The 23,695-nt window shown below is 57.8% G+C and carries 22 protein-coding genes and 3 pseudogenes; 7 read left to right on the top strand and 18 right to left on the bottom strand.

Annotation, left to right across the window (positions count from 1 at the left end):
- Positions 1–228: 228 nt before the first annotated feature.
- The 6 genes and pseudogenes from ACEN8R_RS07480 to ACEN8R_RS07455 form a co-directional block, all read right to left on the bottom strand.
- Positions 229–2,088, bottom strand: a complete 1,860-nt coding sequence (locus ACEN8R_RS07480) for an ABC transporter ATP-binding protein (protein ID WP_258614476.1) — start codon at positions 2,086–2,088, stop codon at positions 229–231.
- Positions 2,089–2,409: 321 nt separating this feature from the next.
- The gene (gene fabV, locus ACEN8R_RS07475; RefSeq protein ID WP_018929787.1) at positions 2,410–3,606 is read right to left on the bottom strand and encodes an enoyl-ACP reductase FabV; all 1,197 of its coding nucleotides are present in this window, start codon (positions 3,604–3,606) and stop codon (positions 2,410–2,412) included.
- Between the two features lie 211 nt (positions 3,607–3,817).
- Positions 3,818–3,997, bottom strand: a pseudogene (locus tag ACEN8R_RS07470) (integrase); the annotation flags it as partial.
- A 218-nt stretch (positions 3,998–4,215) separates the two neighbouring features.
- Positions 4,216–4,812, bottom strand: a complete 597-nt coding sequence (locus ACEN8R_RS07465; protein WP_018929789.1) for a LysE family translocator — start codon at positions 4,810–4,812, stop codon at positions 4,216–4,218.
- A 108-nt stretch (positions 4,813–4,920) separates the two neighbouring features.
- Positions 4,921–5,757, bottom strand: a complete 837-nt coding sequence (locus tag ACEN8R_RS07460) for an AraC family transcriptional regulator (protein ID WP_018929790.1) — start codon at positions 5,755–5,757, stop codon at positions 4,921–4,923.
- Positions 5,758–6,154: 397 nt separating this feature from the next.
- Positions 6,155–7,369, bottom strand: coding sequence for an MFS transporter (locus ACEN8R_RS07455; RefSeq protein ID WP_495624704.1), 1,215 nt, complete (start codon positions 7,367–7,369; stop codon positions 6,155–6,157).
- Between the two features lie 98 nt (positions 7,370–7,467).
- On the opposite strand from ACEN8R_RS07455, the gene ACEN8R_RS07450 reads away from it, so the two are divergent.
- Complete coding sequence (locus tag ACEN8R_RS07450) at positions 7,468–8,409, top strand: LysR family transcriptional regulator (protein WP_064618400.1); 942 nt, start codon at positions 7,468–7,470, stop codon at positions 8,407–8,409.
- A 594-nt stretch (positions 8,410–9,003) separates the two neighbouring features.
- Here the strand turns inward: ACEN8R_RS07450 and ACEN8R_RS07445 are convergent.
- The 3 genes and pseudogenes from ACEN8R_RS07445 to ACEN8R_RS07435 form a co-directional block, all read right to left on the bottom strand.
- A complete protein-coding gene (locus tag ACEN8R_RS07445) occupies positions 9,004–11,715 on the bottom strand; it encodes an AAA domain-containing protein (RefSeq protein WP_018930329.1) in 2,712 nt (903 codons plus the stop codon).
- 68 nt (positions 11,716–11,783) lie between these two features.
- Positions 11,784–12,463: pseudogene (locus ACEN8R_RS07440) on the bottom strand (transposase); the annotation flags it as partial.
- 47 nt (positions 12,464–12,510) lie between these two features.
- Positions 12,511–13,407: a LysR family transcriptional regulator gene (locus ACEN8R_RS07435; protein ID WP_018930328.1), complete on the bottom strand. Its 897-nt coding sequence runs from the start codon at positions 13,405–13,407 to the stop codon at positions 12,511–12,513.
- 127 nt (positions 13,408–13,534) lie between these two features.
- Here ACEN8R_RS07435 and ACEN8R_RS07430 point away from each other — a divergent pair, with 127 nt between their 5' ends.
- Positions 13,535–13,993: a DUF6196 family protein gene (locus ACEN8R_RS07430; protein WP_245220384.1), complete on the top strand. Its 459-nt coding sequence runs from the start codon at positions 13,535–13,537 to the stop codon at positions 13,991–13,993.
- 166 nt (positions 13,994–14,159) lie between these two features.
- Here ACEN8R_RS07430 and ACEN8R_RS07425 read toward each other — a convergent pair whose 3' ends face one another.
- Both ACEN8R_RS07425 and ACEN8R_RS07420 read right to left on the bottom strand, forming a co-directional pair.
- Positions 14,160–14,543 carry a tautomerase family protein gene (locus tag ACEN8R_RS07425; RefSeq protein ID WP_018930326.1) on the bottom strand — a complete coding sequence of 128 codons (384 nt, stop codon included), beginning with the start codon at positions 14,541–14,543 and terminating at the stop codon, positions 14,160–14,162.
- A gap of 210 nt (positions 14,544–14,753) precedes the next feature.
- Complete coding sequence (locus ACEN8R_RS07420; RefSeq protein ID WP_018930261.1) at positions 14,754–15,332, bottom strand: DUF4337 domain-containing protein; 579 nt, start codon at positions 15,330–15,332, stop codon at positions 14,754–14,756.
- Between the two features lie 230 nt (positions 15,333–15,562).
- On the opposite strand from ACEN8R_RS07420, the gene ACEN8R_RS07415 reads away from it, so the two are divergent.
- Positions 15,563–16,177, top strand: coding sequence for a LysE family translocator (locus ACEN8R_RS07415; protein ID WP_018930260.1), 615 nt, complete (start codon positions 15,563–15,565; stop codon positions 16,175–16,177).
- A 91-nt stretch (positions 16,178–16,268) separates the two neighbouring features.
- On the opposite strand, the gene ACEN8R_RS07410 is transcribed toward ACEN8R_RS07415, so the two are convergent.
- The 4 genes from ACEN8R_RS07410 to ACEN8R_RS07395 form a co-directional block, all read right to left on the bottom strand.
- Positions 16,269–16,685 (bottom strand): nuclear transport factor 2 family protein, encoded by a 417-nt coding sequence (locus ACEN8R_RS07410; protein WP_018930259.1) that lies wholly within the window; start codon positions 16,683–16,685, stop codon positions 16,269–16,271.
- A 90-nt stretch (positions 16,686–16,775) separates the two neighbouring features.
- Positions 16,776–17,396 carry an NADPH-dependent F420 reductase gene (locus tag ACEN8R_RS07405; RefSeq protein ID WP_018930258.1) on the bottom strand — a complete coding sequence of 207 codons (621 nt, stop codon included), beginning with the start codon at positions 17,394–17,396 and terminating at the stop codon, positions 16,776–16,778.
- 114 nt (positions 17,397–17,510) lie between these two features.
- The gene (locus ACEN8R_RS07400; protein ID WP_018930257.1) at positions 17,511–18,476 is read right to left on the bottom strand and encodes an SDR family oxidoreductase; all 966 of its coding nucleotides are present in this window, start codon (positions 18,474–18,476) and stop codon (positions 17,511–17,513) included.
- A 47-nt stretch (positions 18,477–18,523) separates the two neighbouring features.
- A complete protein-coding gene (locus ACEN8R_RS07395; protein WP_018930256.1) occupies positions 18,524–19,159 on the bottom strand; it encodes an NADPH-dependent F420 reductase in 636 nt (211 codons plus the stop codon).
- A gap of 158 nt (positions 19,160–19,317) precedes the next feature.
- Between ACEN8R_RS07395 and ACEN8R_RS07390 the strand changes: the two genes are divergently transcribed.
- Positions 19,318–19,770, top strand: coding sequence for a winged helix-turn-helix transcriptional regulator (locus tag ACEN8R_RS07390; RefSeq protein ID WP_018930255.1), 453 nt, complete (start codon positions 19,318–19,320; stop codon positions 19,768–19,770).
- A 252-nt stretch (positions 19,771–20,022) separates the two neighbouring features.
- Here the strand turns inward: ACEN8R_RS07390 and ACEN8R_RS07385 are convergent, their stop codons facing one another.
- Together ACEN8R_RS07385 and ACEN8R_RS07380 are read right to left on the bottom strand one after the other, a co-directional pair.
- Positions 20,023–20,622 carry an NADPH-dependent F420 reductase gene (locus tag ACEN8R_RS07385; protein WP_018930254.1) on the bottom strand — a complete coding sequence of 200 codons (600 nt, stop codon included), beginning with the start codon at positions 20,620–20,622 and terminating at the stop codon, positions 20,023–20,025.
- A gap of 59 nt (positions 20,623–20,681) precedes the next feature.
- Complete coding sequence (locus ACEN8R_RS07380; RefSeq protein ID WP_018930253.1) at positions 20,682–21,416, bottom strand: SDR family NAD(P)-dependent oxidoreductase; 735 nt, start codon at positions 21,414–21,416, stop codon at positions 20,682–20,684.
- A 113-nt stretch (positions 21,417–21,529) separates the two neighbouring features.
- Between ACEN8R_RS07380 and ACEN8R_RS07375 the strand changes: the two genes are divergently transcribed.
- The 3 genes and pseudogenes from ACEN8R_RS07375 (at position 21,530) to ACEN8R_RS07365 (ending at position 22,746) form a co-directional block, all read left to right on the top strand.
- On the top strand, positions 21,530–21,892 hold the full coding sequence (locus ACEN8R_RS07375) for a winged helix-turn-helix transcriptional regulator (protein ID WP_018930252.1): 363 nt from the start codon (positions 21,530–21,532) through the stop codon (positions 21,890–21,892).
- Positions 21,893–22,120: pseudogene (locus ACEN8R_RS07370) on the top strand (transposase); the annotation flags it as partial. It abuts the gene before it with no gap.
- A 227-nt stretch (positions 22,121–22,347) separates the two neighbouring features.
- Positions 22,348–22,746, top strand: a complete 399-nt coding sequence (locus ACEN8R_RS07365; protein WP_245220381.1) for a hypothetical protein — start codon at positions 22,348–22,350, stop codon at positions 22,744–22,746.
- A 119-nt stretch (positions 22,747–22,865) separates the two neighbouring features.
- On the opposite strand, the gene ACEN8R_RS07360 is transcribed toward ACEN8R_RS07365, so the two are convergent.
- Positions 22,866–23,588, bottom strand: coding sequence for a tetratricopeptide repeat protein (locus ACEN8R_RS07360; RefSeq protein ID WP_026286737.1), 723 nt, complete (start codon positions 23,586–23,588; stop codon positions 22,866–22,868).
- Positions 23,589–23,695 lie beyond the last annotated feature (107 nt).

The raw sequence follows: 23,695 nt of genomic DNA, 5'->3' as shown, positions 1-23,695 counted from the left end.
TTGCGTATCAGAAAAGTACGCGTCCGAGATTGAAATCTTTACTTTTTGCAGTGGCTTCCGGACTCAGATTTCACGTAGCAGCGTGCAAAAAAGGTGTTTTCACCAGTCAATGATCAGGCAGTTTGGGCAGACCGACTTTTTCAACAGAATCAGCCGACAGCAGCCGTTGCCGTGTGGAATGGTCGTGGCCCGCCCCTATCGCCCCCCCCTGCTGCGCCCTCTTCACGCTCACACCTGATCCATAGCCTCGACCACTCCCTGATCCTCACCCAGAAACCCGCCGCTTTGATGCTGCCACAGCCGCGCATAAATCCCGTTCTTCCCGAGCAATTCGGTGTGGGTGCCCTGCTCGATGATGCGTCCGTTGTCCATGACGATGAGCCGGTCCATGGCCGCAATGGTGGACAGTCGATGGGCGATGGCGATCACCGTCTTGCCCTGCATCATTTCATCGAGGCTTTCCTGTATGGCCACTTCTACTTCCGAGTCCAGCGCGCTGGTGGCCTCGTCAAGAAGCAGGATCGGGGCATTCTTGAGCATCACCCGGGCAATCGCGACGCGTTGGCGCTGGCCGCCCGACAGCTTGATGCCGCGCTCACCCACAAGGGTGTCGTAACCGGTATGGCCTTGCCGGTCGCTCAGTTGGCTGATGAACTCGTCGGCCTGGGCATTGGCCGCGGCGCTGCGGATTTGCGCGTCGGTCGCATCGGGGCGGCCGTAGGCGATGTTGTCACGAATGGAACGGTGCAGCAGGGAGGTATCCTGCGTGACCATACCGATGGCGCCGCGCAGGCTGTCTTGCGTCACTTTTGCGATGTTCTGGCCGTCGATGCGGATCTCCCCGCTGTCGACGTCATAAAAGCGCAGCAGCAAGTTGATAAGTGTGGATTTGCCGGCGCCAGAGCGGCCAACCAGACCGATCTTTTCGCCCGGACGGATGTGCAGGCTCAGGCCATCGAGCACCTGACGTTCGCCATTGTAGTTGAAGCTCACCTTATCGAAGGTGACCGCGCCGCCGGAGGTCACGAGCACGCCCGCGTCCGGCGCATCCTGCACCTTTGGGCCCCGGGTAAAGGTTGCCATGCCATCCTGCACGGTGCCGATGCTCTCGAACAGCGAGGTCATTTGCCACATGATCCAGTGCGACATGCCGTTGATACGCAACGCCATGGCGGTGATTGCCGCCACGGCACCTGCGCCGACCTCACCCTGGTGCCATAGCCACAGGGCATACCCCCCTGCTGCCATGATCAACGCCACCACCAATGCCTGGTTGACGATCTCGAACTGGCTTACCAGGCGCATCTGACGAAAGCCGGTTTGTTTGAAATCCTCCATCGCTGCACGCGCGAAATGCGCTTCACGATTGGAGTGGGAGAACAGCTTCACCGTCGTGATGTTCGTGTAGGCGTCTGAGATACGCCCGGTCATCATCGACCGCGCATTGGCCTGTTCCTGCCCGACTTTCCCCAGGCGGGGCACGAAGTACCACATGGCCAGCCCGAACAACACGACCCAGGCAATGAAAGGCAGCATCAGTTTCAGGGCGAAGCCGCCGGCCAGTGCGATGATCGCGATGAAATATACCCCGATCCCGGGCGCGATCTCGATAAGGGTGAATAGCATGTCGCGCACCGCTAGCGCCGTCTGCATCACCTTGGTCGTGACCCGGCCGGAAAACTCATCGGAAAAAAACGAAAGGCTTTGCCGCAGCATCAAGCGATGGAAGTCCCAGCGCAGCCGCAACGGCAAGTTAATCGCCAATATCTGATGCTGCACCATGGTGCGCAACGCCACCAGCCCGACACTGGCCACCATGATGATGCCCATGCCCCACAACACGCGACTTTCCTGCGCAGCCGCTTCACCGCCTGCCTGCCAGGTCGAGAGCAGGTCCACGACCTGCCCGAGGAAGGAAAATAGCCAGGCTTCGTAAATCGACACACCGGCACTGAGCAGCGCAAACACCAGAATGTAACCGCGGGCACCCCGCGTACAGGCCCACAGGAAGCGAGCCAGGCCGTCGGGTGGCGGTGGTACCTCGTCAGGAGGAAAAGGGTCGAGCCTTCGTTCAAACGCACGAAGCATGGTGTTCTCCAAAACGATCAAGTTGAGGAGATTCTGCCATTGAACGGTTGCTTTGAGGGGGTTGCGAAGTTAGAGGTATGGCGCTTAGGCAGGTCGCTCTGAGGATTGGGCTGCCGGGGGCGGCCTCTTATACGCTGCCAGAGATCCGCTCGGCAGGGATAAATTTGTCGGTATCGAAGGGGGCTGGCCAAGACCGGACGTTCATCGAAGCACCGCTTTCAGCTGTGGATTCAACCGGCCAAAACAGACATCCCGTTACAACCCCTCTTGGGCAGCAGCTGCCTCTGCATGGGCATCGAGGCAGCTATCCATACTTACGACCTAAGCTTGGAGCAGGTTGTAGATCTTGACGTCCGGATCGACGTCAGCCTCGTAGTCCACCCCTTCGATCCCGAAACCGAAGAGACGCAGGAACTCCGCCTTGTAACCGACAAAATCAGTAAGTTCATAAAGGTTGTCATTGCTGACCTGATCCCATAGTTGCTTGACCCGGTCCTGGACTTCGGGAGCCAGCTCCTTGTAGTCCGCGCGCAGGCGACCCTCTTGATCCATAACTGGAGAATGGCCGTACAAGCTGTCTTTGTAGAGCGCGTAGACCTGCTCGACGCATCCCTCGTGTGTGCCCTGCTCCTTCATGACTTTGAACAACAATGACAGATACAGCGGCATGATCGGGATAGCTGAACTTGCCTGGGTAACCACCGCTTTCAATACCGAGACCCGCGCGTCACCTCCCAGAACAGCCAACCGTTCACGGATACCAAGGACTTTCTGATCCAGGTCCTTCTTGGCCGCACCAATGGAGCCGTTCCAGTAGATGTCATGAGTCAGCTTTTCGCCCAGATAAGTGAACGCGGTCGTTTTCGCCCCATCAGCCAGAACACCCGCTTCGTGCAGGGCATCGATCCACATCTGCCAATCTTCGCCGCCCATCACGGCCACCGTGCCATCGATTTCGCTTTGGGTCGCGGGTAGTAGCGTGGTGTCCTTGACCACTTCCTTATCAGTATCCAGGCCCCGCAAGGTCACGGCCTTGTCGAGCGGCTTGAGGGTAGAACTGAATACTTCACCCGTCTTGGGGTGTGTCCGGCGCGGTGCGGCAAGACTGTAAACAACCAGGTCGACCTTCCCGAAGTCGCGCTTGATAACGTCGATAGTCTTCTGTTTGATCTCATCGGAAAAAGCATCGCCGTTGATGCTCTTGGCGTAGAGTCCGTCGGACTCGGCAAACGTGTGAAAGGCCGCTGTGTTGTACCAGCCGGCGGTGCCGAGCTTGCCCTCATCGCCTTCACGTTCGAAAAACACACCGAGAGTGCTGGCGCCACAACCAAAAGCTGCCGTTATCCGCGCAGCAAGTCCGTATCCGGTCGATGCACCAATCACCAGTACGTTCTTTGGCCCCCCGGTGATCAATCCTTTCGTAGTAACGTAATCGATCTGATTCTTGACGTTGGCTTCGCAGCCAGTGGGGTGGGTAGTCACACAGACAAAGCCGCGAACGCGCGGTTTAATGATCATAAAAGATCTCCCTCTTCCAGGATGAGAGCCAACCTTGGCTACGAAGTTATAGACGCCTGGAAAGCTGGAACGTCACGATGAAGGATCTGCAGCGATTGGTACCTCGCCAAGCAATGCTTGAACAAATCCTTCCTACTGGTCATATAGCATTGGCGACCTAGAGCCTGGCAAGAGACTGCAACGGTCTAGTCTCGACCGTTGCAGTGGGTGGTCAGACGTCCGTCTGTTCCGCCATTTCCAGGGCGTCATCGACCTCGATCCCCAAGTATCTAACGGTACATTCAAGCTTCGTACGGCCAAGCAGGAGTTGCACTGCTCTCAGGTTCTTCGTCCTGCGATAGATTAGCGATACCTTGATTCTCCGTAGCGTGTGGGTACCGTACATGGTTGGAATGTCCTGCATCGGCAGCCTCTCTACGAAAGTCGTTAGGTTCAGCGGTTGTTACGGAGTGCCCATTGGCTCGCGCAAATGGACGGAATCCGTGTGTCAGTCCGCACTTGGCCGTTTTTGACTATCTATCGCCACCGGCAGCTTTGGGTCGTTTTCTGCCTGTCGTGACAGGCGGGGTCTGGCTGCTGATTAAAGCGCCCTGCCCAGGCATGCTCGACCTACACCAGCACGGTCAACCAGGCCGACACCAGCAGCAAAAAAGCCAGTGCATGGTTCACGCGTTTGAACGCCTGTGGCGAACCAAAAAACCGAGCACTACCCACGCCGAGCAACGCCCACAGAGTCATGCACGGCAAAGAGACCAACAGGAACACCAGCGACAACAACACCAACCGCATGGTCTTGTCGCCGCCACCGGCAAACACGCTCACCACCGCCACCGCCATCATCCAGACTTTGGGGTTGAGCAATTGCAGGGTGGCGGCACCGAACACGCTCAGGCCCTCATCGCGCGGGGTAGTCGGGTTCAGGGACGGCGGCGCGCTTTGAAAGATCTGCCAGGCCAGCCAACTCAACCAGAACGCCCCGATCCAGGCCATCGCCTGCTGCACTCGCGGAAACCGCAGCAGCGTCTCGCCCACGCCGAGCCCGACGGCAAACACAATCAGCGCCGCCGCCACGCATGCGCCAAAAATGATCGGCAGCGTAGCGCCCAGCCCCCACCGCGAACTGTGGCTCAGCACCAGAATATTGGTCGGCCCCGGAGTGATCGAGGCAACGAACGCAAACAGCAGGAAAGGCAACAACGATTCCATGACTCAGACTCCCTGAGGACACATCGAAGGCGCAGAAAGGAACAGCGAAAAAGACATGGCATGGACTCCTTGATCAGATAGGAGGCCATGGTCGCGGGTCAGCTGGTTTCAGTCTGGAAGGTTTGAGCAACGCTTGCGATAGTCCGCTGGCGTGAGCTGGTAGGCACGGCGGAACCAGCGCCCCATATGGCTTTGATCGGAGAACCCGAGAGCACTGGCCACCTGCACCGGCGACTCGCCCCGCGCCAGTAGCTGCCGCGCCTTGGCCAGGCGCAGCTGGATCAGATAAGCATGAGGCGCCAGCCCAAAGGCTGCCTTGAAGGCCCGCGTCAAGCGAAAGCGATCAACACCACAGGCTTGAGCCAGATCATCCAACCCGATGTCCTCGTAGACATGGGCATGCAGATAGTCACGCGCAACCTGGGCCACCAACGGCAGACGCGGATCAAAGGCCTGCCGCTTGCGCCAATCAAGGTGGCAAGTGAGCGACCCCAACAAGGTATCGATGGCGCTCTGGCGCACGATGCGCAAGTCCCCCTCATGGAGCACGTGGAAGGCTTGATAAATGGCAGTGGCCAGGCCCGGATCCTGGCTCAGGGTGTCGGCAAAGCCCGGCTGACTATCGGCCGGCGCGTGCTCAAACAACGCATGCAACTCCCGTTCAAGCCAGTGCGGATCGAGGTAGAGCATGGAATAGGTAAACCCTTCCTCGGTCGGCGCATGCCCATCGTGGATTTCCCCCGGCTCCAGCATGAATACCTTGCCCGGCGTACTAAGATGGCGAACGCGTCGGCAATTGAACTGCTGCACCCCCTGTTCGGTGACCCCCACCAGAAAACTGTCATGCCAGTGCGGATCGTAGGCATGCCCCTGAAAATGGGCACGAATCGATTCAATCCCGGTATCGGCATCCTGGGACAGCTCAATCCAGTTGCGTTTATCCACGGAAGGCTCCAGAGGTATGGTTCAGCTTTGAACTGTGCGGGCGACTAAATTACCGCGCTTTTGAAAAGGACGTTTAGAAGATTTGTGCGGTTTGATGCTGAGCCATAGCTGCCTATGCTGAAAGGCAGAAAACGGGTCGATCTCCGTCAGTCGTGATAGGCAGAAAGCGACCAGAAACAGCCTTTCGCGGATAGAAATCGACCAGCAGCTGACCGCGTTTATAGGTAGAGATCGGTCACTTGCTCATCACGAGGGCGATCGCGAGCACAACTACGGAGGCTCATTGAAGGGATCGCCCTTAAACCAAGGGTGTATCAAGGCCAAATCAAATGAAGCCTCAATGATCACCTCTGCCCACCCTCTTAGGGTTGATAAATCCTCAACACCTCGGCAGTAGTTAACGCCTGAAAGCATGCCCCTTGGCTATCGAAACAATCAACAGCGCTGGTAGTAACAATGCCAGCGCTACCCAGGGAATAGCACCTGCCCCCCATGTTTCCAGGAAAATGCCGCCGATCACACCACTGCCTGCAAACGCCAGATTGAAGACGGTCACCAACATTGATTGCGCAATATCAGCGCCGTCACTGGCAACATCAGCCAAGGAGGTTTGCAATAAGGTTGGCGCACCACCGAAGCTCATCCCCCACAGGACGATGCCGATATAGATCGCACTGACGGGCAGGTCACCCAGGCCCAGGGCAAACGAAACCAGGATGAATGCTGTCAGGCTGAGCAGTACCAGACTCCGAAGCCTGTCATCAATCAGCGTGCCGATCATCCATAGACCGAACAAGGCCGCAATACCGAATGAAAGGAGGCCCCGATCTATCTGATCGGCCAATCCAACAGAAGCCAGGAACGCAGCAATATAGGTATAGAGGGTGTAGTGAGCCAGGATCCAGAGCATGACCACCGCCAGCACGGGCCGCACGCCTGGGGTTTGCAGGACCCTGCGTAGCGGCAAGCGTCGATCGGAGCGTTGTCCGGGATAATCAGGCACTTTCCGATATATCCAGGCCATCAGCAAAAGGCTGAGTCCTGAGAGAGTCCCGAACACACAACGCCATCCCAGCAGCTTGCCGAGCCAGGCACCTAGCGGTACGCCTAGGGCAAGTGCCAAAGGGATGCCGAGCATGGCCAGCGCCATTGCGCGACCGTGCTGCTGTGGGGCGACCAATCGTCTGGCATAGCCGGCCAGCAGGCTCCAGGCCAGACCGGTTGCGATACCCACCACGAAGCGGGCAGCCAGCGTCAATGAAAACCAGGGCGACAGGGCGGTCACCGCATTACAGGCGCAAAACACCCCGACAGCCAGTAATAGCACCAAGCGCCGACGCCAGCCCTGCAACGCGAGAGTCAATGGAATAGCCGCTAACCCTGAGCCCAGCGCACATAGGGTCACCATCTGACCAGCCCACGCTTGCGACACACCAAATGCCTCGGCGATTTGCGGCAAAAGTCCTGCTGGCACCGTTTCGTTGGCGGTGGCGATAAAGCTCCCCATTGTCAGCGCCAACAGGGCCGCCAATGGGAGACGCCCAGTAGTGAGGTATTCGGTATTGCCCGATGTCGTGAAAGAGCCATTTTCAAATTGCGATTTGCCGGTCATGACCTGTGCTCAGAGGAATGGGAGACGTGAGTGTGATGAATTGCTACGAATTTGATAATTGGTCTACCATTTGATGAACCATCAAATTTGAATTGAATATGGCTACTGACCGATTGGGCGACATGCGTTTGTTTGTCGAAGCGGCAGCACTCGGCAGCTTGTCTGCCGCAGGGCGCAAACTGGCGCTGTCGCCGGCCGCGGCCAGCGCGCGACTTATCAAGCTTGAGGCGGCGCTGCGCACCAAGTTGTTTGATCGCACAACGCGTCAGTTGCGCCTCACGGAAGAAGGTCGGTTTTATTTGCAGCAATGCTGGGTCGCATTGCGGGCTATCGATGAGGCGGAAGCTGGGCTTCAAGCCAGTCAAACAGAGGTGCGTGGCAAGGTCCGGATATCCGCATCCGCCGATTTTGGCCGCAATCTTTTAAATGACTGGCTTGAGACATTCAGTACATTGCACCCGGAACTGTACGTCGCACTGACGTTGTCGGACTCGGTGTCAAATCTGGTGCAGGACGATGTCGATCTGGCAATCCGGTTTGGACAGCCGCATGACAGCTCGATGATCGCCAGGCAGTTGGCTCCCAACTGGCGAGTACTGTGCGCTTCGCCTGATTATCTGGCGCGATACGGTGAACCCCAAACCCCTACTGACTTGCCTAGCCACAAGTTCATCGTGCTGGTGACGTCTGCAGGTCCATTGAACACCTTTCACTTTGTGGTGGATGGTCAGGAATGGAACCACACCGTTCCCATGAGCCAGGCATGGGAAACCAACGACGGCGCCCTCGCGCGCGCATGGGCGTTGGCTGGACATGGCATCGCACGCAAGACTATTTGGGATGCGGCAGCCGATATCCGTGCTGGACGACTGAAGGTCCTGTTACCTGACTTTTGTGTCCGAGAGGCCGGCGTCTACGCGGTATTACACGGCAATCGTTACCGGATTCCCCGCGTGCGTGTATTGCTGGATTTCCTTACCGACCATTTTGATCGCGCAACCGATGAGCTGTTGTTCGACCTTAAAGTACCTAATGCCTGATGTTAGGAGGTTGTAAGCCACGCCATACCGGATAAGAGTTGCCGTCAAGTGCGCAATGAGGTTGCCTAGGTCGGGGGCAGACAATTTCCAGTAAGTTGAATGGCCCTCTGGTCTCGCAGACACATCTGACTGGCTGCTGGAGTGTCCGCTATGGGTCCAGGCTGTGTAAAAACGCAGGCCTCGTTTTGAAGTCTGTGTCGCTACGTAAAATCTGACCGTGATTGGCAGATCAGTGGTCCTGAAATGTGCGTAGGAACGCGGTTTTCGTTCCGATTCGAACCTTCAAACCTGCTCTAAAACGTTTTTACACAGCCTGGGTCGAAAGCGGTCCCTCACCAGCGGCTGCTTTCGACCCGATCCCTGAAGCGATTACTGACCAAGCCTGATCCTTACATGCGAAATGCTGTCTCTGGCATCGTGTTGGATGGCAAGGGCTTCGCCCGTGTTCGCGGTGGTGCGGCACTCCGGTAAGCCCGCTCCCACAGGAGTCGCGAATACTTTCGGTAACCCTTCGATCGGCTAGCTTGCGGCTTAGCTACAGGCAGCTTCGGGTCGATTGCTACTATCCACGACTGACGACCTCTGACCCAGTTCTTATGCGCCATGCGTAGGACTAGCCCACTGCCCGATAAAGTCGCCAACTCTCCGCTCAATGTCACTCTCAACTGTCCGCAGCCGCAGAATAGGAATGCCACTTCTAGCCAAAATCTCATTTTTCATGGCGTCCCGAGCTGCCTGCACGGGTCGGTCGTGGTACCCGCCATCAACCTCGATCACCCCTATCGGTTTTTTGCCCACTTTGAAATAGATCACGAAATCGCAACTGGCGCGCCTCATGAACGCCCGCTGGGGCTCCGTCCAGTCGAGGCTACCCGGCGATGCAAGCTTATCCAGCTGGATCTGTGTGTGGTACTTCAATGCCTGGCACGCCGGGGCTGACAGCGCTTCACGCAGCAACTGTGCCACGATCTGCTCGGACTTGTAGCGTGAATCCTCGGGCCGCAGGCGGGCGTCCAAGCGTGCCAGAGACTGGTCGTACTCGCGGTACAGCAAGTCGAATGCCGACACCACCGGCGCGCGTACGATCTGATCGTCCTGCGCGTAATAGCTGATGTAGCGAATCAGCGCGGCGATGTGGCCATTGTTGTCAGTGAACACCTCGTCGCCAGTCACCAGGGTGAAGCGATGTTTGGCCCGCGAAACTGCCACGTTGATCATGCGTGGGTCGTCGACGAAATCCAGGCGAGTTCGCGCCTGGTTGTAGCGCTTCTTGTCCAGCACGGTGGAGAAGACGATCTCGTCGCATTCGCGCCCCTGAAACTTGTGCACGGTGTCCTTGACGAAATCCGTCGGCAAGTGCGTGTCGGAAAGGTTGACTTGCGCCCGGAACGGGGCGATGTAACCGCGGCCTTCGCCGTCCATACCGACGGGCGGCCCCTCGTCCCCAAGCACCTTCAGCAGGGAGTCCAATTCCCGAAGGTTGGTGTTCTTCCTGGCGTGGTTGCCCTTGGCTGTCACCACCAGGCGCAGGGGGGCTTCGCCCTTGTCCTCGGTCATCGGCACCAGTGCGTTGTCGTAGAACTGCTGGTTGCAGAACTGGATGATCCTGGGGTGGCAGCGGTAATGTTCTTTCAGCAGGGTTCTGGGCAGCGTGTCCTGAAACACGGCAATGCACGAATCCAGCAGGCTGTAGTGCTCGCAATCGTAGACTTCGGCGGGCGCTTGAAGCCCCAGTGCCACAGGGATATGCGGCAACTGGCGGTTGTCTCCAACGACGATCAGGTTCTTTGCGCAGCCCAGTGGCAGGATGCCCGGCACGATGTCCTGCAAAGAGGCTTCGTCGATGATCACGTAGTCGAGGACCGCTCCCGGCGCGATCGAATTGACGATGGAGTGCGTGCCGCTGCCCAGGATAGGGAAGCGCTGCAAGAAGACATCGAAATGCCTGCGGTAAGTTTTGACATCAAAGCTGTCCGACGGCGGTACCTGAAGTTGCAGATGCTGCTTGAGATGGTGCATCGATGCTGTTGTCAGTTCTTTCAGCAGGGCCGTGAAATTCGCGCGTGCCAACGATTCACGGCACGCCCGCAGCTCCGCTTCCTTGTCCCGTAGCGACTTGTCGTAGTAATGCATCTGCAGTGCATGGAAAACGGCCATGCGCGCCTCGCCCTCGGTGAATGGCTTGGTGCGAAAGATTCTGAATTTGAACAGAAGCTCGATACGGTCTTTGAGATGAATGCGCTGCTCGCCGAGGTACGCCAGGTAGGCCATGAGGTCCGCAGTCTTGCGCGGTGTCAGGCCGTACTTGTCGAGCGAGACTGTGGCCTGTACATCGCTTTCTGCCTGCCACTGCTGCAGGTAGCGCCGCTCGATGACCAGCTCGTCCAGCTCGATTTGCAGTTGTGCCGCCCTGTTGTGGTCTTGCAGGTGCTGCTTCAAGCGGGTCAGCAAGGCCTGGATTTCATCTAGGGATGGTGCCGGCTCGGGCGCGTTTGATGGCCAAGCAGGCAGATCGGCAAAGAAGGCCTCACGTTTGTCCTGGTTGCCAAGCTTGGCGACCAAGTAGCCCAGGCCGTATTTCTCCAGCTTTTCGTAGACGTTTTCCACGGCAGCATTGTTGTTGGACAGCACCGCTACCGTCTGCCCACGTAACAGAATATTGGCAAGAATGTTGAGGATCGTCTGGGTCTTGCCGGTCCCTGGCGGGCCTTCGATCACGCTGATTTGCGCGCTGAACGCCCGCTCGACCGCCTGAAGCTGACTCTCGTTAAGCCCGAACGGATAGATGAGCCCCTGACCCGGCGCCAGCGTGCCGTTTCGCCCCGTACAATAGGCTTGCAGGGCAGTGCCAGCGATGGCGGGCAGTTTTCCGAGCTGGCGCACCACATTGTCGGCAATTTCACGATCAGTTTTCGACTCAGCGTGATCCTGTCGGGCATTCGCCACGAGAGTGAAATAGCGGAAGACCGGCGTTTCCTTCATCGATGTCGGGGCGGTAAAGCCGATACCGTCCATCTTGTAGACATAGGGCTTTTCGGCGCCCGGGTAGTGCACGACGGCATATCGCTCGCCGTAAATCGTAGCTTTGGCAATGGGCGTGACGATCGTGCTGCCGGGCTTGTGCAGCAATACATTGGTCAACTCGCGGGTGGGCGAAACTTGGCAGTTACTGAGCGCACGGGTGTATTTTTTCTTGGAGGGGAAGTGACAGGTCAGTTCCAGGGCTTCGTACTTGTCGCTCCAGCGAATCGCCCAGTCGCTGATCTTTGCGGTCTTGTCCTCACCATCCACCTGAATCGAAACCATATTCCTTATCCCTATGCGCATGACATCCGGCTTCGCCTCGCGCCGAATGTTACTTTCTCCAAGATGAGTCATATTGCCATCATTGCGTGCAGGATCGATAGCCGGTTCTGCACTGCGACGGCCAGCGTGAATTCGTCGGCCGCACCACTCATGCCCCGTAGTCGCAGGCGATCCAGTTTCAGGATGCGCTTGAAGTGGGCAAACAGCATTTCGACCTTCTTGCGCTCATGGTGAGAGCGCACGTACTCCGGCGTTGCTGCAATGCGCCGAGCCACATCACGAGCGGCTTCATGGACGCTGCGAGCAATCTTGCGAATCGAGGTGTTCGGACAGCACTTGGCGTTCAGCAGGCATGTCGCGCAGTCGGTCTGCCTGGATCGGAAGATGATGGTGTTGGTGACGTGCGAACGCTCGTCTTGAAGGCTCGCCATTCGCTGCGTAATACGTTGCCGGCCGGGCAGCGGTATTCCTCGGCCTCTTCATTCCAGTGGAAATCGTTACTCGAAAAGCTGTCGTTCTTGCGCTCAGTTTTGTCCCACACCGGCATATGCGGCTCGATGTCTTTTTTCTCCACCATCCAGGCCAGCATCGGCGCAGTACCGTAAGCGGTGTCGCCAATGAGGCGCTCTGGCTTGATGTCGAACTGCACTTCGACCCGATCGATCATCGTCTTGGTGCTCTCGACTTCTGGGGTTCGATGAGCCGGTGTGGGTTCCACATCCATGATCACGCAGTGCTCGCCATCCATCGACTGGCACGCTTGCTCAAGCTGTGTGCAATCAGCTCTAGCTGCGGTCAACCCAAGCTTTGGATGACCTCATCCACGAAGTGTCGGAGCTTTGCTGAAGGGCGACGGTCGGCGGGGTAGATCAGGTTGACAGGGTAGATGGGGCCTTCGAAGTTCTCAAAAAGCACGACCAACTCACCTCGTCGCACGTAGGGCGTCAGCACGTCCTCGACGCAGAGCGTAATACCGAAACCCGACAATGCGGCGTTCACCTTGGCCATGGTGTTGTTTACTTTCAGTCGACTCGCAATGGGGATCGTGAACGTCTGCATATCTTTAGTGAATCGCCAGAGCTTGTCTGTCATTCGATCGGAAAACAGGTAGCCCAGACAGTCATGGTCCACGAGCTGCTCAGGATGGAGCGGGACCCCTTTGCGGGAGAGATAAGCGGGGGATGCGCAGGCTAACATCCTGAAAGGTTTCAAACCGCGTTGAACCAGAGCTGCACTGTCGGCCAGTTGAGGTTTTCCCAGCCGGAAGACGACTTCGTAACCTTCTTCCACGACATTCACGAACCTGTCCGTCAACTCCAACTCGATTTCCGTTTCGGGGTAACGCGTCAGGTATTGGGTGAGGAACGGGATCAGTCGATGAGAGCCATAATTATACGGCGCGCTGATCCTTATTTTTCCTCGCGGTGTTGAGTTCGCTGCCAAGGCCAGAGCATCGGCGTCATCAACGTCGCTCAGAATGGCCTTGCAGCGTGAGTAATATTCCCTGCCCACGGCAGTCAAGCTTTGACGGCGAGTGGTTCGCGTGATCAATTTGAGGCCTAGCTCAGATTCCAGATTGCCGACCTGTTTGGCAATCAATTGCGGGGTCACGCCTAACAAGGCAGCGGCTGCCGAGAACGAGTCTGATTCGGCTGCCGCCACGAACGCTGCCATGCTTTTCAGCTTGTCCATATCTACAACCTTTAGTTGTCAATGTTATTAAATCTTGAGCATTTATCTTCAAGATCTTGCTGTTCATCATGCCTCGGGTCAATCAAAGTAAGCGCGTTGCGCTTCGTAGAGCGGAGATTATGAATTGGTGAACATATCGCATGAAACGGCAGCGGATACCGAGCGCCGACTACTGCACGTGACCTCTCAGGCGCGCGTCCGGTTCTTTCCTGGCACATATACGTTTTTGGAGTTTCCCTTGTCATCGTTTCCTGGTGCGGCATATCCCGACGCACTGGCGCTCGTTCGAGACGACAAGGTATGGAGTCAACTGGTCCCTTGCGACGACATCGAGCGAGAACTGTTCGGCGTCTTCCGTTTCCATTTCCCTGAAAACGTAGACAACAGCGGATTCGTGGGCTGGTTGGCGATGCGTCTGAAGCGGCATTTTGGAACTGGCGTTTTCGTCACTTGCGGCCAAAACAGAGATGAGGGCGGGATATTTGATTATTGGGGCGTCCCGGCCAGCCTTGCTTCGGGTGTCTTCGCAGAGATCCAGGCTTTGGTTGATGGCCGAGCGGCCGGGGAAATGGGAGTTTCCCTGTAGCGGATATGGTCGCGCGTGCCCAAGTGTTCGCTTTTGGCCGATTGAATAGCAGCCGTTCCCGGAAGACCTAAACCGGCCAAAAAGTGGATGATTTGAGTCGAGAAAATAAATCAAGGAACCGCGGTGCGCGGTCCCAGAGAGCGAAGCGAACGGCTTGAACCGCTTGTTATACGTTAACCCTGTAACTCAAGGTTGCCTCATCGCCTGTGATCCCTCGGAATCCCCAGCAATGACTTGGTTGCTCAAATATTGTGATTTCAACGTCAACCGGATTTATAGCCAAGTTTCGCTCAAAGTCTGTAAATATTTGCTTTATGAGCTTCTTTTTTGTTTCTTCCGTTCGCCCAGAAATCATGCTTATTTCGATTACTGTGTATTTTTCAGATCTGCCGCCGGGGTAATAGAAATTAGTTTTATCTAGCGGGACGAAACGGTGAGCACGCTTGTCTTCGGGTAACCCAAGAACGGTAGTCATGCAATTATGTAGCACATCGGACATCTGTGCTTTTTTGGCATTTAAATTGTAGTCAATTCCATAGACGGTGATCATTGCGATTCCTTGCAAGCGTATAACTACTATAGGTGACATGCCATGTCGCGATGGCGTGCCGTATAAAGTTCCTTGTCGTCCTGTAAGTCCTTGTCTAGCTTTGCCATCACCGTGTCCACCGTCCACTTTTGACCGATTTCTGCCGTTCGTGAAGGGCAGAAATCGACCAGTAGCGGTCGCATTCGACAGGTGAACGTCTGAGCGCCTCGCTCAGATATGCAGCCAAGCCAGCGAACCCAGCATGACGCCAACACCCGCGGCCCCAAACGAGAGCCGCTTGAGCCATTCCTTACGCGTCAGCAAGGTAATGGCCGCCAGTGAAATTGCTATTTGAATCGCTGTCATTGCCTGGGCCCAGCGGTGATGCTGATGCAACGCCTGCTCTGACTTCTCGTCCCACTCTCTTGCCCGTTGTTCGAATGCTTCAGCCTTCTTGCGCGCCTCCTCCTTCTGTTCCCCGTACCGCCGCGCCTCAGCAACATAATGGGCGGAGTCCAGCCCTGGGAGATGGCTTGCCAGATCCGACAGGTTCTGCCGGCTGGACTTGGCCTGGTAATAATTCCACTCGTTGGCGGCTTCGGTTTTCTGGATAGCGGCGTTGTTTTTGTCCATGGCCGCCTCATTCTCCGTTGAGCCGGCCTGATAGCTCATCAGGGCGCCGACGGTCGCCATGATGGCTGTCATCACCGCAATCTTGCTGGCAAAGCTGTCGCCTTGTGCATGCGCATGATGGGTGGTGTGCTCAATGTGTTGCTCGTGAGGGCTGGGGACTTCGAACTCTTCAGGCATGGGTGTCGATCTTGGAGGTGTTAGTGGAGATGGACAGCATTATGAATTGTCCCTGATTCTTTGGACACAATTGACTGGCAGCCAGTGGTCCAAAGTGTGTAAAAAGCCCCTGATCTCGATAACGCTGTGCAAGACTCTTATTTCGATGGACGTTGAGGTCACAAGCGACCTTAGCTCTTAGTACATCTCACCCGTGACGGTCACCGTCCACAGGACTCGCGAGGAAACACATGATCGATGGTTCCGCCGTTTTGACAGTCTTTTTGGTCTACTTGGCCGGCGTCGTTATCCCCGGGCCAAATTTCGTTGCGGTGGTCCATAAAGCGGTGGCTGCTACGCGGTCAGAAGCTCTGGCTTTGGTCGCGGGCATCGTACTGGTCAACTTGTTCTGGTCCACCTGTGCAATTGCAGGTCTCGGGGTTGTATTTGCTGCGCTCCCTTGGGCTGCGCTTGTTGTAAAGGTTCTGGGCGCCGCCTACCTGATGTGGTTCGGATTCCGACTGCTGATCAACGCAGGGAAGAATGCGCTTGGCCCGCTAAATGATGCCATCGCCGGCAGTTGCCGGCAGTCCTTCATTCAGGGTGTGGTTACCAATATTGGCAACCCCAAGTCCATGGCTTTCTATGCCGCTGTCTTTTCAGCCGCAGCCCCCGCCCACGTTTCGCCAGGCACGTTTTTGTCGATGCTGGCAGTTGTCGTGGTGGTTTCAATGACCTGGTATGGAATGGTCGCAATCGCTCTTTCGCAATCCAAGATCGCTGCCGGGTACCAAGGGAGGAAAAAAGCAATTGATCGACTGTGCGGTGGGTTGATTTTGTCTTTGGGGATTCGCCAACTGGTTTAGCAATCCTCTCCTTTATCCGAGAAGAAGGAGACACACTTCGCGATGTCTTCCCCGCTCCCCTCCCCGGCTGCGTACAGTTCTTCTCGATGGGTCAGGGCCTGGAGCCCGCGTCCATTTCGCAGGCCCGCGTCAGTGCTTGCGTATCGATATACTCCCGGATGTTCGTCAGCTTTCCATTTCGCACGGTAATGGCGAAGACCCAATCGTCCTCCCACGTTTTATTCGTGGCTTTGATTCTCCCCTTGGCGAAGCCGACGACCAGAACCCGGTCACCCTGCGCCACGTATTCGTGGAACTCCATGACAGAGGTTTCCATCTTTTCGGAAGCCTTCTGAAGCAGATCTTCCAATCCCGCGTGCCCGCGATGCGTGCCAGCCAGCGGCCAGTCCTCGCCCGGAATGATCCATTCAATATCTTCGGAAGTCAGCGCCATTAGACCTCGCCTATCGCTGCGGCCCATTGCAGTAAAGAAGTCCTTAACAACCTGAACATTCTTTTGTGTGTTCACCAAAATCTCTCCGCTTCTCTCGCATCTGCTCGCGTCCGTTCTAATCAGATACCTTGTGGACCTGCCGGTGAGGGGCGTGGTGTCGGAGACTCAGCCGATATCGACTTTCAAGGCGATGTCCCAAGTGCCGGCGCCGTTTTTCGCCAGGCCGATCATCATCAGGCCGAGCGCCTCGAGCGTCTGGGCCATGTGCAGGCCACCAACATCCAACGGACGCAGCCCGAGACTTTCGATGAACGTCGAGACGCGTGCCTTGGCCTGCGGATCGTCGGCGGCGATGAACGCATCGAGGGGGCCTCCCTTGGCAAGGACGTGGCCGAAAAGGGTGTTGAATGCCTTCACGACATGCGCGCTGGCGGGGGCGATCCTGGCGATCTCCTGCGCACCAGAACTGCCGGCGGGAGAGACGAGACCCGTGAGGTCCGGCGAGGCCGTGTTGGTGATGTCGATGATCACCTTGCCGTCGAGCGCGTCCCCGTAATCGGCCACCACCGAGGCCGCACCGGTGTAAGGCACGGCGAGGATGACGATGTCGCCAGCGGGCGCGGCCCCATAGGTTCCTGTGGTCGCTCCTGCTGCGAACTTGTCGACCAGCGCCTGCGCCTTGGTGGGGTCGCGGCTGACCACCTCGACGGTGTGTCCAGCTTTGGCGGCACGACCGGCAATGGCCGCAGCCATGCCTCCTGAACCGATGATGCTGATAGTGCTCATGTGTAATCTCCAAATGAGTTGGGGTATTGCCCGCAATCTCTGAACGGGCTTCCCCCGGTCGGTATCCCGTGTTGTGCCGGGCTCGTTGCGACCCGGCGAACAGCCTCAGCTCACTCAGGCGGCAGGGAAGTAATGGCCATTGTCCATATCGGCAAACAGGCCCGGCTGCATTGGTGTCCAGCCGAGCATCCGGCGCGTGATATCGCTCGACGCCGGGGTATCCAGCGTCACCAAGTTCGCGAGGAAGCCGAAGAAACCCGGCCCCATCATTACGTCCGCAGGAATGGGCACGACGGGAAGGTTCAGACGGCTGCCAATGGCCTGCGCGATCTCGCGGTACGGGATAGCCCCTTCGGCAACCGCATGCCAGGATCTGCCAGCGGGCCCCTTCTCCAGCGCCAGGCGGAACAGGGTAGCGAGGTCGCGGGCATGCACTGCCGCCCACCGGTTGGAGCCGTCGCCGGGGAAGCCAACGACGCCCTTTTCCTTTGCTTGCCCGATGAGGACCTGAAGGAAACCGGCCTTGTCGGTTGAGCTGTGCATGATTTCAGAAATGCGCACGACCGAAGACCGTACGCCCCGCTCTGCGAGACCGATTACAGTCAGCTCCACGATGTTACGAACCCGCAGGGAGCCCTTATATTGATCGCCAGCCGGAGAAAGAGCCGGATCCTCCTCGGTCGCCGGTCGGCTCTGGAGCGGCCCAGGAACCGGCCAACCCTCGTTAGTCGGCGAACCGATGCTGCCCGACACGACCAGCGGCTTTCCCGTTCCAGCCAGTGCATCACCGTATGCGAGCATGATCTGGACCTCCGCTGCGGCAACAGCGTCGATCCCGCCGACCGGAAGCAGGTCTTGTCGGTGCGCGACGTGGATTACGCCGTCGGCGGCTGCAGCCGCCTCCTTGAGCCCCTCGAGATCATCGAGATCACCGCGACGCACCTTTGCGCCGAGCGCAGTGATCGCCTCCGCCGCGCTGTCTGACCGGGCCAAAGCGGTGACCTCGTGGCCTGCAGCGATGAGGTCGGAGATGATGTATGGACCGGAATGGCCGGTCCCGCCAGTTACGAAAACGCGCATGTTGGTGTTCCTTGTAAGTGGGATAAAAAATGGTGCTGCGGGTGCGGTCAGCCGAGAAGGCTGACGCCGATTGAGAAGTGCGTGTGCTTGACGGAGTGGGCAATGAGGCCCAGCGAAAGCAGGCAGGCGTGCTCCAACGTTCGCGCCATGAGTAACGGCCCGGTGTCCATCGGGCGTAATCCGAGGCTCTCGATGAATGCCGAGACGCGTGCCTTCGCCTGCGCGTCGTCTCCAGCGATGAACACGTCCAACGGGTGGCCCTCGACAGGAGCGGCAGCCAGGACGTGGGAGAAATGGGTGTTGAACGCCTTGATGACTTCGGCGTCGGCTGGGGCTGCTTTGGCGATTTCCTGCGCGCCGAAACTATTCTCAGGAGTCACAAAGCTTGTGAAGTCGGGGGCGACGGGGTTGGTGATGTCGACAAGAAGCTTGCCTGCCAATTCTTCGCCGTACTGCTTCACCACGTCGAGAACGACTGAATAGGGAACCGCCAGAATGACAATATCCCCGGCCGGCGCGGCGCCGAACGTTCCTGTCGTCGCGCCGGCTCCGATCTGCTCGGCCAGCGCCCGCGCCTTGGTGGCGTCACGACTCATCACCTCGACGGTGTGTCCGGCTTGGGCGGCAAGGCCGCCGATCGCTGCGGCCATGCCACCTGAGCCGATGATGCTGATAGTGCTCATGCGCAGTCTCCGCAGGTATGGGGTTGATCATTCCATGGCTGCTGGTGCGATCCGGCGAACTCATTCAACGTGCGATCCATGCTGGTCGCTTTACTTGCAAATAGCAAGTGATCTATGGAATTTTACTTGCAACATGCAAGCGATGCTAAGATCCAGCCATGAAGACAACTCTTAAAGAAGACTTTCGATCCCATTGCGCGGTGAACTACGGCGTGGAGATTTTTGGCGACCGGTGGTCGCTCTTGATCATTCGCGACATCGTTTTTGTTGGAAAGAAGACGTATGGCCAGTTTCTGAAATCGGAAGAGGGAATCGCGACCAATGTTCTTGCTTCCCGACTTGCCTTTCTTGAGGAGCAAGGCGTTCTCTCGAAGGCGCCCAGCCCCGACGACAGACGCAAGGACTTTTACACGTTGACCGAGAAGGGCCTGGACCTCATTCCCATCGTGATCAACATTGTGCTCTGGAGCGCGAAGCATGATTCGAAGTCGTACGTGCGGCGCCACGAGGATTTGGTTGCTCGATTAAGTCAAAACCCCATGCAGGTGAGCGAGGAAGTGAAGGCGCTGGTCCGCAATGGCGGGTGCCTCTTTCCTGAGAGCGGGGGATGAACAAGGCAGCGAACGCGCCCTGTCACAGCGCGCAAATGAGTTGGTATCGGTTCCGATGACTCAGGTCCGAGGGCTCGCGACCATTTCCGAGGCCCGCGCCAATGCTTGCGTGTCGACGTACTCCCGGATGTTCGTCAGCTTGCCATTGCGAACAGTGATGGCGAAGACAAAATGGTCCTCAAACCTCCTGTTCGTGGCTTTGACTTTCCAAGTTGTGGCCAGGACCGCATCAACATTTACGATCGCGATTCATCAGCCGAACTTGACCAAGTCCTTGAAGATCAGTTGACCCCAGGTATTTCCGCGCGCCTGCACAAGCAGTCCACCTTCCGAAAGCCCGCCCAGTTTGATCGGCGAGAAACCGAGATTTTCTGCAAGCGCACCCACTTCCGTTGCGGCGCCGTCATCGTCGCTCGCCAGGAACACGACTCTCCTGCCACCCTGTACGGCCGGATCCTGGCCAAGGACGGCAGCGCCCAAATGATTGAAGCCCTTGACCAGTCGTCCACCAGTAAAGGCCTGCGCGACGACTCTGGAAGATGGCTCTCCTCCCAGTTCTTCAGGGGACACGCCGTAGGCATTGGTCACATCGATGATGGTCTTCCCCTTCCAGGTCGGCAACGCCTTAGCGACATCCGGGTGCGACTCGAAACGGACAGCCAAAAAGACGATGTCCGCCTTGACCGCGTCCGCCAGTTTTTTGGGAATGATCTGAGGTCCGATCGCTGCTGCGACGGATGCAAAGCTTTCCGGGGCGCGCGTGGTTGCAACGGCTACTTCGATGCCGTTGCGGGCAAACGCCTTGGCCAGGGCCTGGCCGATATTGCCGAAACCGATGATTGCGTAGCTCATATATTCTCCTCAGGTTTACCACCCCCGGCGGCGCCAAATAGCGGGCCGGGCGTGGCGAGTCAGATTTGCGCCAGGCCGCCGTCGACGGCGACCTCGCTGGCGGTCATGAAGCTGCTGTCCTGCGACGCGAGAAAGGCAGCCACCGCTCCGATCTCCGCTGGATCGGCCATGCGCTGGAGCGGATTCATCGAGGCGAAGACCTTCATGCCCTCCTCGCCTAGCGCGGCCTTCGCGAGTTCGGTCGCCGTCGGCCCGGGCGACAGCACGTTTACCCGGATGCCAGTGCCCTTCAAGTCCTCCGCCCAGGTCCGCGCGAGGTTGCGCACTGCCGCCTTGCTCGCGCTGTAGACGCTGAATGCCGGGGCGCCCGTGGTGCCGGCGCTCGACCCGGTCAGGATGATCGAACCGCCCTGGCCCATCAGCGGCAGCGCCTTCTGGACCGTGAAGATCGTCCCCTTCACATTGGTTTCGAAGGTTTCGTCAATGTGCTCGGCAGTGAGCTTGCCGAGCGGAAGCGGGCCTCCCGCCCCGGCATTGGCGAAAACGATGTCGAGGGTTCCGCGCTCGGCCTTCACCGCCGCGTAGAGTCGGTCGAGGTCGGCCTCATCGGAGACCGAGCCCTTCACCGCGCGGGCATTGGGCCCAAGTTCGGCCACAGCGGCGTCAAGCGCTTCCTGCCGGCGGCCAAAGATGAAGACGAAGGCGCCCTCCTCGATGAAGCGTTTTGCAGCGGCGAGGCCGATGCCCGTAGCGCCACCGGTGATCACAGCGGTCTTTCCATTCAGTCTGGTCATGTCGTACATCCTTCCTAAGCGTTGTATGGAAGCAGGGAGCTGCTTGCTTGAGAACGACTATGCGGATCTAATAACCTAACGACAAGTATGCACTTTTAGGTAAGTACCCCAATATGACCACACCTTCTGAAACCTGCGACCCCGGCTGCGGGCTCAACGCCACGCTGCGCATCATCTCGGGCAAGTGGAAACCGCTGGTCCTGTTTTTCCTGCGCGACGGCCCAAAGCGCTATGGCGAACTCAAGCGTTTGATCCCTGGCGTCAGTGACAAGGTGCTGATCCAGCAATTGAAGGATTTGGAGGCCGATCACGTGCTGGCGCGGACCGACTACAAGGAAGTGCCGCCGCGCGTGGATTACACGCTGACCCCGCTCGGTCGCAGCCTGGCTGACGCGATCATCCCGCTGTGCACCTGGGGAACCGAGAACATGGCGGAAGTGGCAAGCATCTTCGCCAAGCGCGACACGCTGCCCTAGCGGGATGTGGCTCGGCATATTGCAGCGACACCGGAGTACATGCGCTCTCGCCACGAACGCAAGAATCTTGAAATGTCGTTTGCCCACCTCAAGCGCATCTTGAAAGTGGATCGTTTACGACTACGTGGCATGAGTGGCGCAACCGATGAGTTCACGCTGGCCGCCGCAGTGCAGAACCTGCGCCGGCTGGCCAAACTTTTACCGCAAGGGCCACCGGTCACGGGATAGGTGCGCCTGCACCAAGTAATAAATCTCAAATTAACCCAATCCACTAGATAACAAACCTCAAAGAAGCCGAACAATGAGGTCGTCGGCTATTTAAGCCGCGGGGTCCTAGAACTTTTCTCTTTTTATCGGTCTATGTGGACAGGCACATCCTCGGTAAGCGCGACCTCGCAGGCTTCCCGCAGTCAGATGGCCACACGTCCATTGTCAATCAGAGGTTGTCTTCGCTCATGAAATTCCATGACCCACGGATGGTGCTCTTCGGCCTGTTCGCGTTCGCGGCAATGGGCTCCGCATCAGCAACACAAATGAAGACCTCAACCCCTGTTTTCGCAACTGAAGTGGCAGCCGTTCAGGCTCCGGTCGAGGCCGCCGGTAACCCTTGGCCAACCTTGGCCAGTACGGCCGGCAAACAGCCAGGCCCCTTGCTGGCCCATGACGACCGATACTGGCATGACGGCCGTTGGCACGATCGTAGAGACGATTGGCGCCGAGACGAATGGCGTAGAGAACAGTGGCGCAGAGAGCAAGCCCGTCGAGAAGCTGAACGCCATCGTTATTGGGAGCGCCACGATGATCGGCCCATGCGGCACCGCTACGAGGACGATCACCGCTACTATCGTCGCTAGCCTGAGAATAGATATCGATGATGCCTTGGGAATGGCGGAACAGACGGAAGTCTGACAATTGATGTGACGCGACGGTCGAAGCTGGACCGTCGCCGACCCGCCAGAAGACACTCAGAAACTCATCCGTGTACCAGATAGGCTCCCAACGGAACCCGATGCCGTAGCTTCTTGCATTTGCCCGGTGGGGGCTGATGCCCGGGCGGACGATCAGGAAACCAGATTCGGCATTTACCCGGAGACGGCCAATGGCCACGGGGAATCTCAACACCATCGTACGCGGGCGCTGGCTCGGCGGAAGCCGATTGCAATTCTCCTTCGGGCATTGCGCGAGCGAAGTTGCCAGCATCGCGCCCAGTATCCGGAGCGGCTTGTTCAGCAGCGGCCATTTCTGCTTCGCGCAGCCTTTGGGCCTCCTCTTCAAGCCCCTTCTGTACTGCGACCTGGTCCTCTTTGGCGTTGGGTGAGGTGCTCGATGCGTTGGCCTGCTGCGCCGCCTGGATCAATTGGAAGTTGCGGTTGCGTAACGCTACGTTGCTACCAACTCTCATGTTCGAGCGCACCGCCAACGTTTCAGCCTGTTGGTACTGCCCCTGCTGAAGACGCAACACACCGAGATAATGCAGCGTCGCGGGATTGTTCGGCTGGATATGCAGAGCACGCTCCAGCGTGGCAGCGGCTTGGTCCAACTGGCCATCTCCATACTGCCGCGATGCGGTTTCGATCAGGGTGGTTGATGCGCTGTTGCTTTGCGAGGGCGCCCTTCGCTCGGCAGCAACCGAACAAAGCGACGTGACGACGCAGAACGCCAGGAGGAGGCTCGGCAGAGAAATCTTGGTTGGCATCAGGGGGCGGACTCAGCTGATCTCGGACGGCACTGTCGTAAAACAGGCCACCAGCACTGCTCGGCATCTGCGATACAGGGCCCCCATTGACCTGGCCAGTACCCTGA

This window comes from Pseudomonas sp. Pseusp15, from assembly GCF_059492165.1.
The sequence above is the reverse complement of the archived record's forward strand: the minus strand, read 5'-3'. Positions and strand labels throughout refer to the sequence as shown.

Coding starts and splice junctions, on each gene's coding strand:
- ACEN8R_RS07480 (WP_258614476.1), bottom strand. CDS start 2,088: ATGCTTCGTGCGTTTGAACGAAGGCTCGACCCTTTTCCTCCTGACGAG.
- fabV (WP_018929787.1), bottom strand. CDS start 3,606: ATGATCATTAAACCGCGCGTTCGCGGCTTTGTCTGTGTGACTACCCAC.
- ACEN8R_RS07465 (WP_018929789.1), bottom strand. CDS start 4,812: ATGGAATCGTTGTTGCCTTTCCTGCTGTTTGCGTTCGTTGCCTCGATC.
- ACEN8R_RS07455 (WP_495624704.1), bottom strand. CDS start 7,369: ATGACCGGCAAATCGCAATTTGAAAATGGCTCTTTCACGACATCGGGC.
- ACEN8R_RS07450 (WP_064618400.1), top strand. CDS start 7,468: ATGGCTACTGACCGATTGGGCGACATGCGTTTGTTTGTCGAAGCGGCA.
- ACEN8R_RS07445 (WP_018930329.1), bottom strand. CDS start 11,715: ATGGTTTCGATTCAGGTGGATGGTGAGGACAAGACCGCAAAGATCAGC.
- ACEN8R_RS07435 (WP_018930328.1), bottom strand. CDS start 13,407: ATGGACAAGCTGAAAAGCATGGCAGCGTTCGTGGCGGCAGCCGAATCA.
- ACEN8R_RS07425 (WP_018930326.1), bottom strand. CDS start 14,543: ATGATCACCGTCTATGGAATTGACTACAATTTAAATGCCAAAAAAGCA.
- ACEN8R_RS07420 (WP_018930261.1), bottom strand. CDS start 15,332: ATGCCTGAAGAGTTCGAAGTCCCCAGCCCTCACGAGCAACACATTGAG.
- ACEN8R_RS07415 (WP_018930260.1), top strand. CDS start 15,563: ATGATCGATGGTTCCGCCGTTTTGACAGTCTTTTTGGTCTACTTGGCC.
- ACEN8R_RS07405 (WP_018930258.1), bottom strand. CDS start 17,396: ATGAGCACTATCAGCATCATCGGTTCAGGAGGCATGGCTGCGGCCATT.
- ACEN8R_RS07400 (WP_018930257.1), bottom strand. CDS start 18,476: ATGCGCGTTTTCGTAACTGGCGGGACCGGCCATTCCGGTCCATACATC.
- ACEN8R_RS07395 (WP_018930256.1), bottom strand. CDS start 19,159: ATGAGCACTATCAGCATCATCGGCTCAGGTGGCATGGCCGCAGCGATC.
- ACEN8R_RS07390 (WP_018930255.1), top strand. CDS start 19,318: ATGAAGACAACTCTTAAAGAAGACTTTCGATCCCATTGCGCGGTGAAC.
- ACEN8R_RS07385 (WP_018930254.1), bottom strand. CDS start 20,622: ATGAGCTACGCAATCATCGGTTTCGGCAATATCGGCCAGGCCCTGGCC.
- ACEN8R_RS07380 (WP_018930253.1), bottom strand. CDS start 21,416: ATGACCAGACTGAATGGAAAGACCGCTGTGATCACCGGTGGCGCTACG.
- ACEN8R_RS07375 (WP_018930252.1), top strand. CDS start 21,530: ATGACCACACCTTCTGAAACCTGCGACCCCGGCTGCGGGCTCAACGCC.
- ACEN8R_RS07365 (WP_245220381.1), top strand. CDS start 22,348: ATGAAATTCCATGACCCACGGATGGTGCTCTTCGGCCTGTTCGCGTTC.
- ACEN8R_RS07360 (WP_026286737.1), bottom strand. CDS start 23,588: ATGCCAACCAAGATTTCTCTGCCGAGCCTCCTCCTGGCGTTCTGCGTC.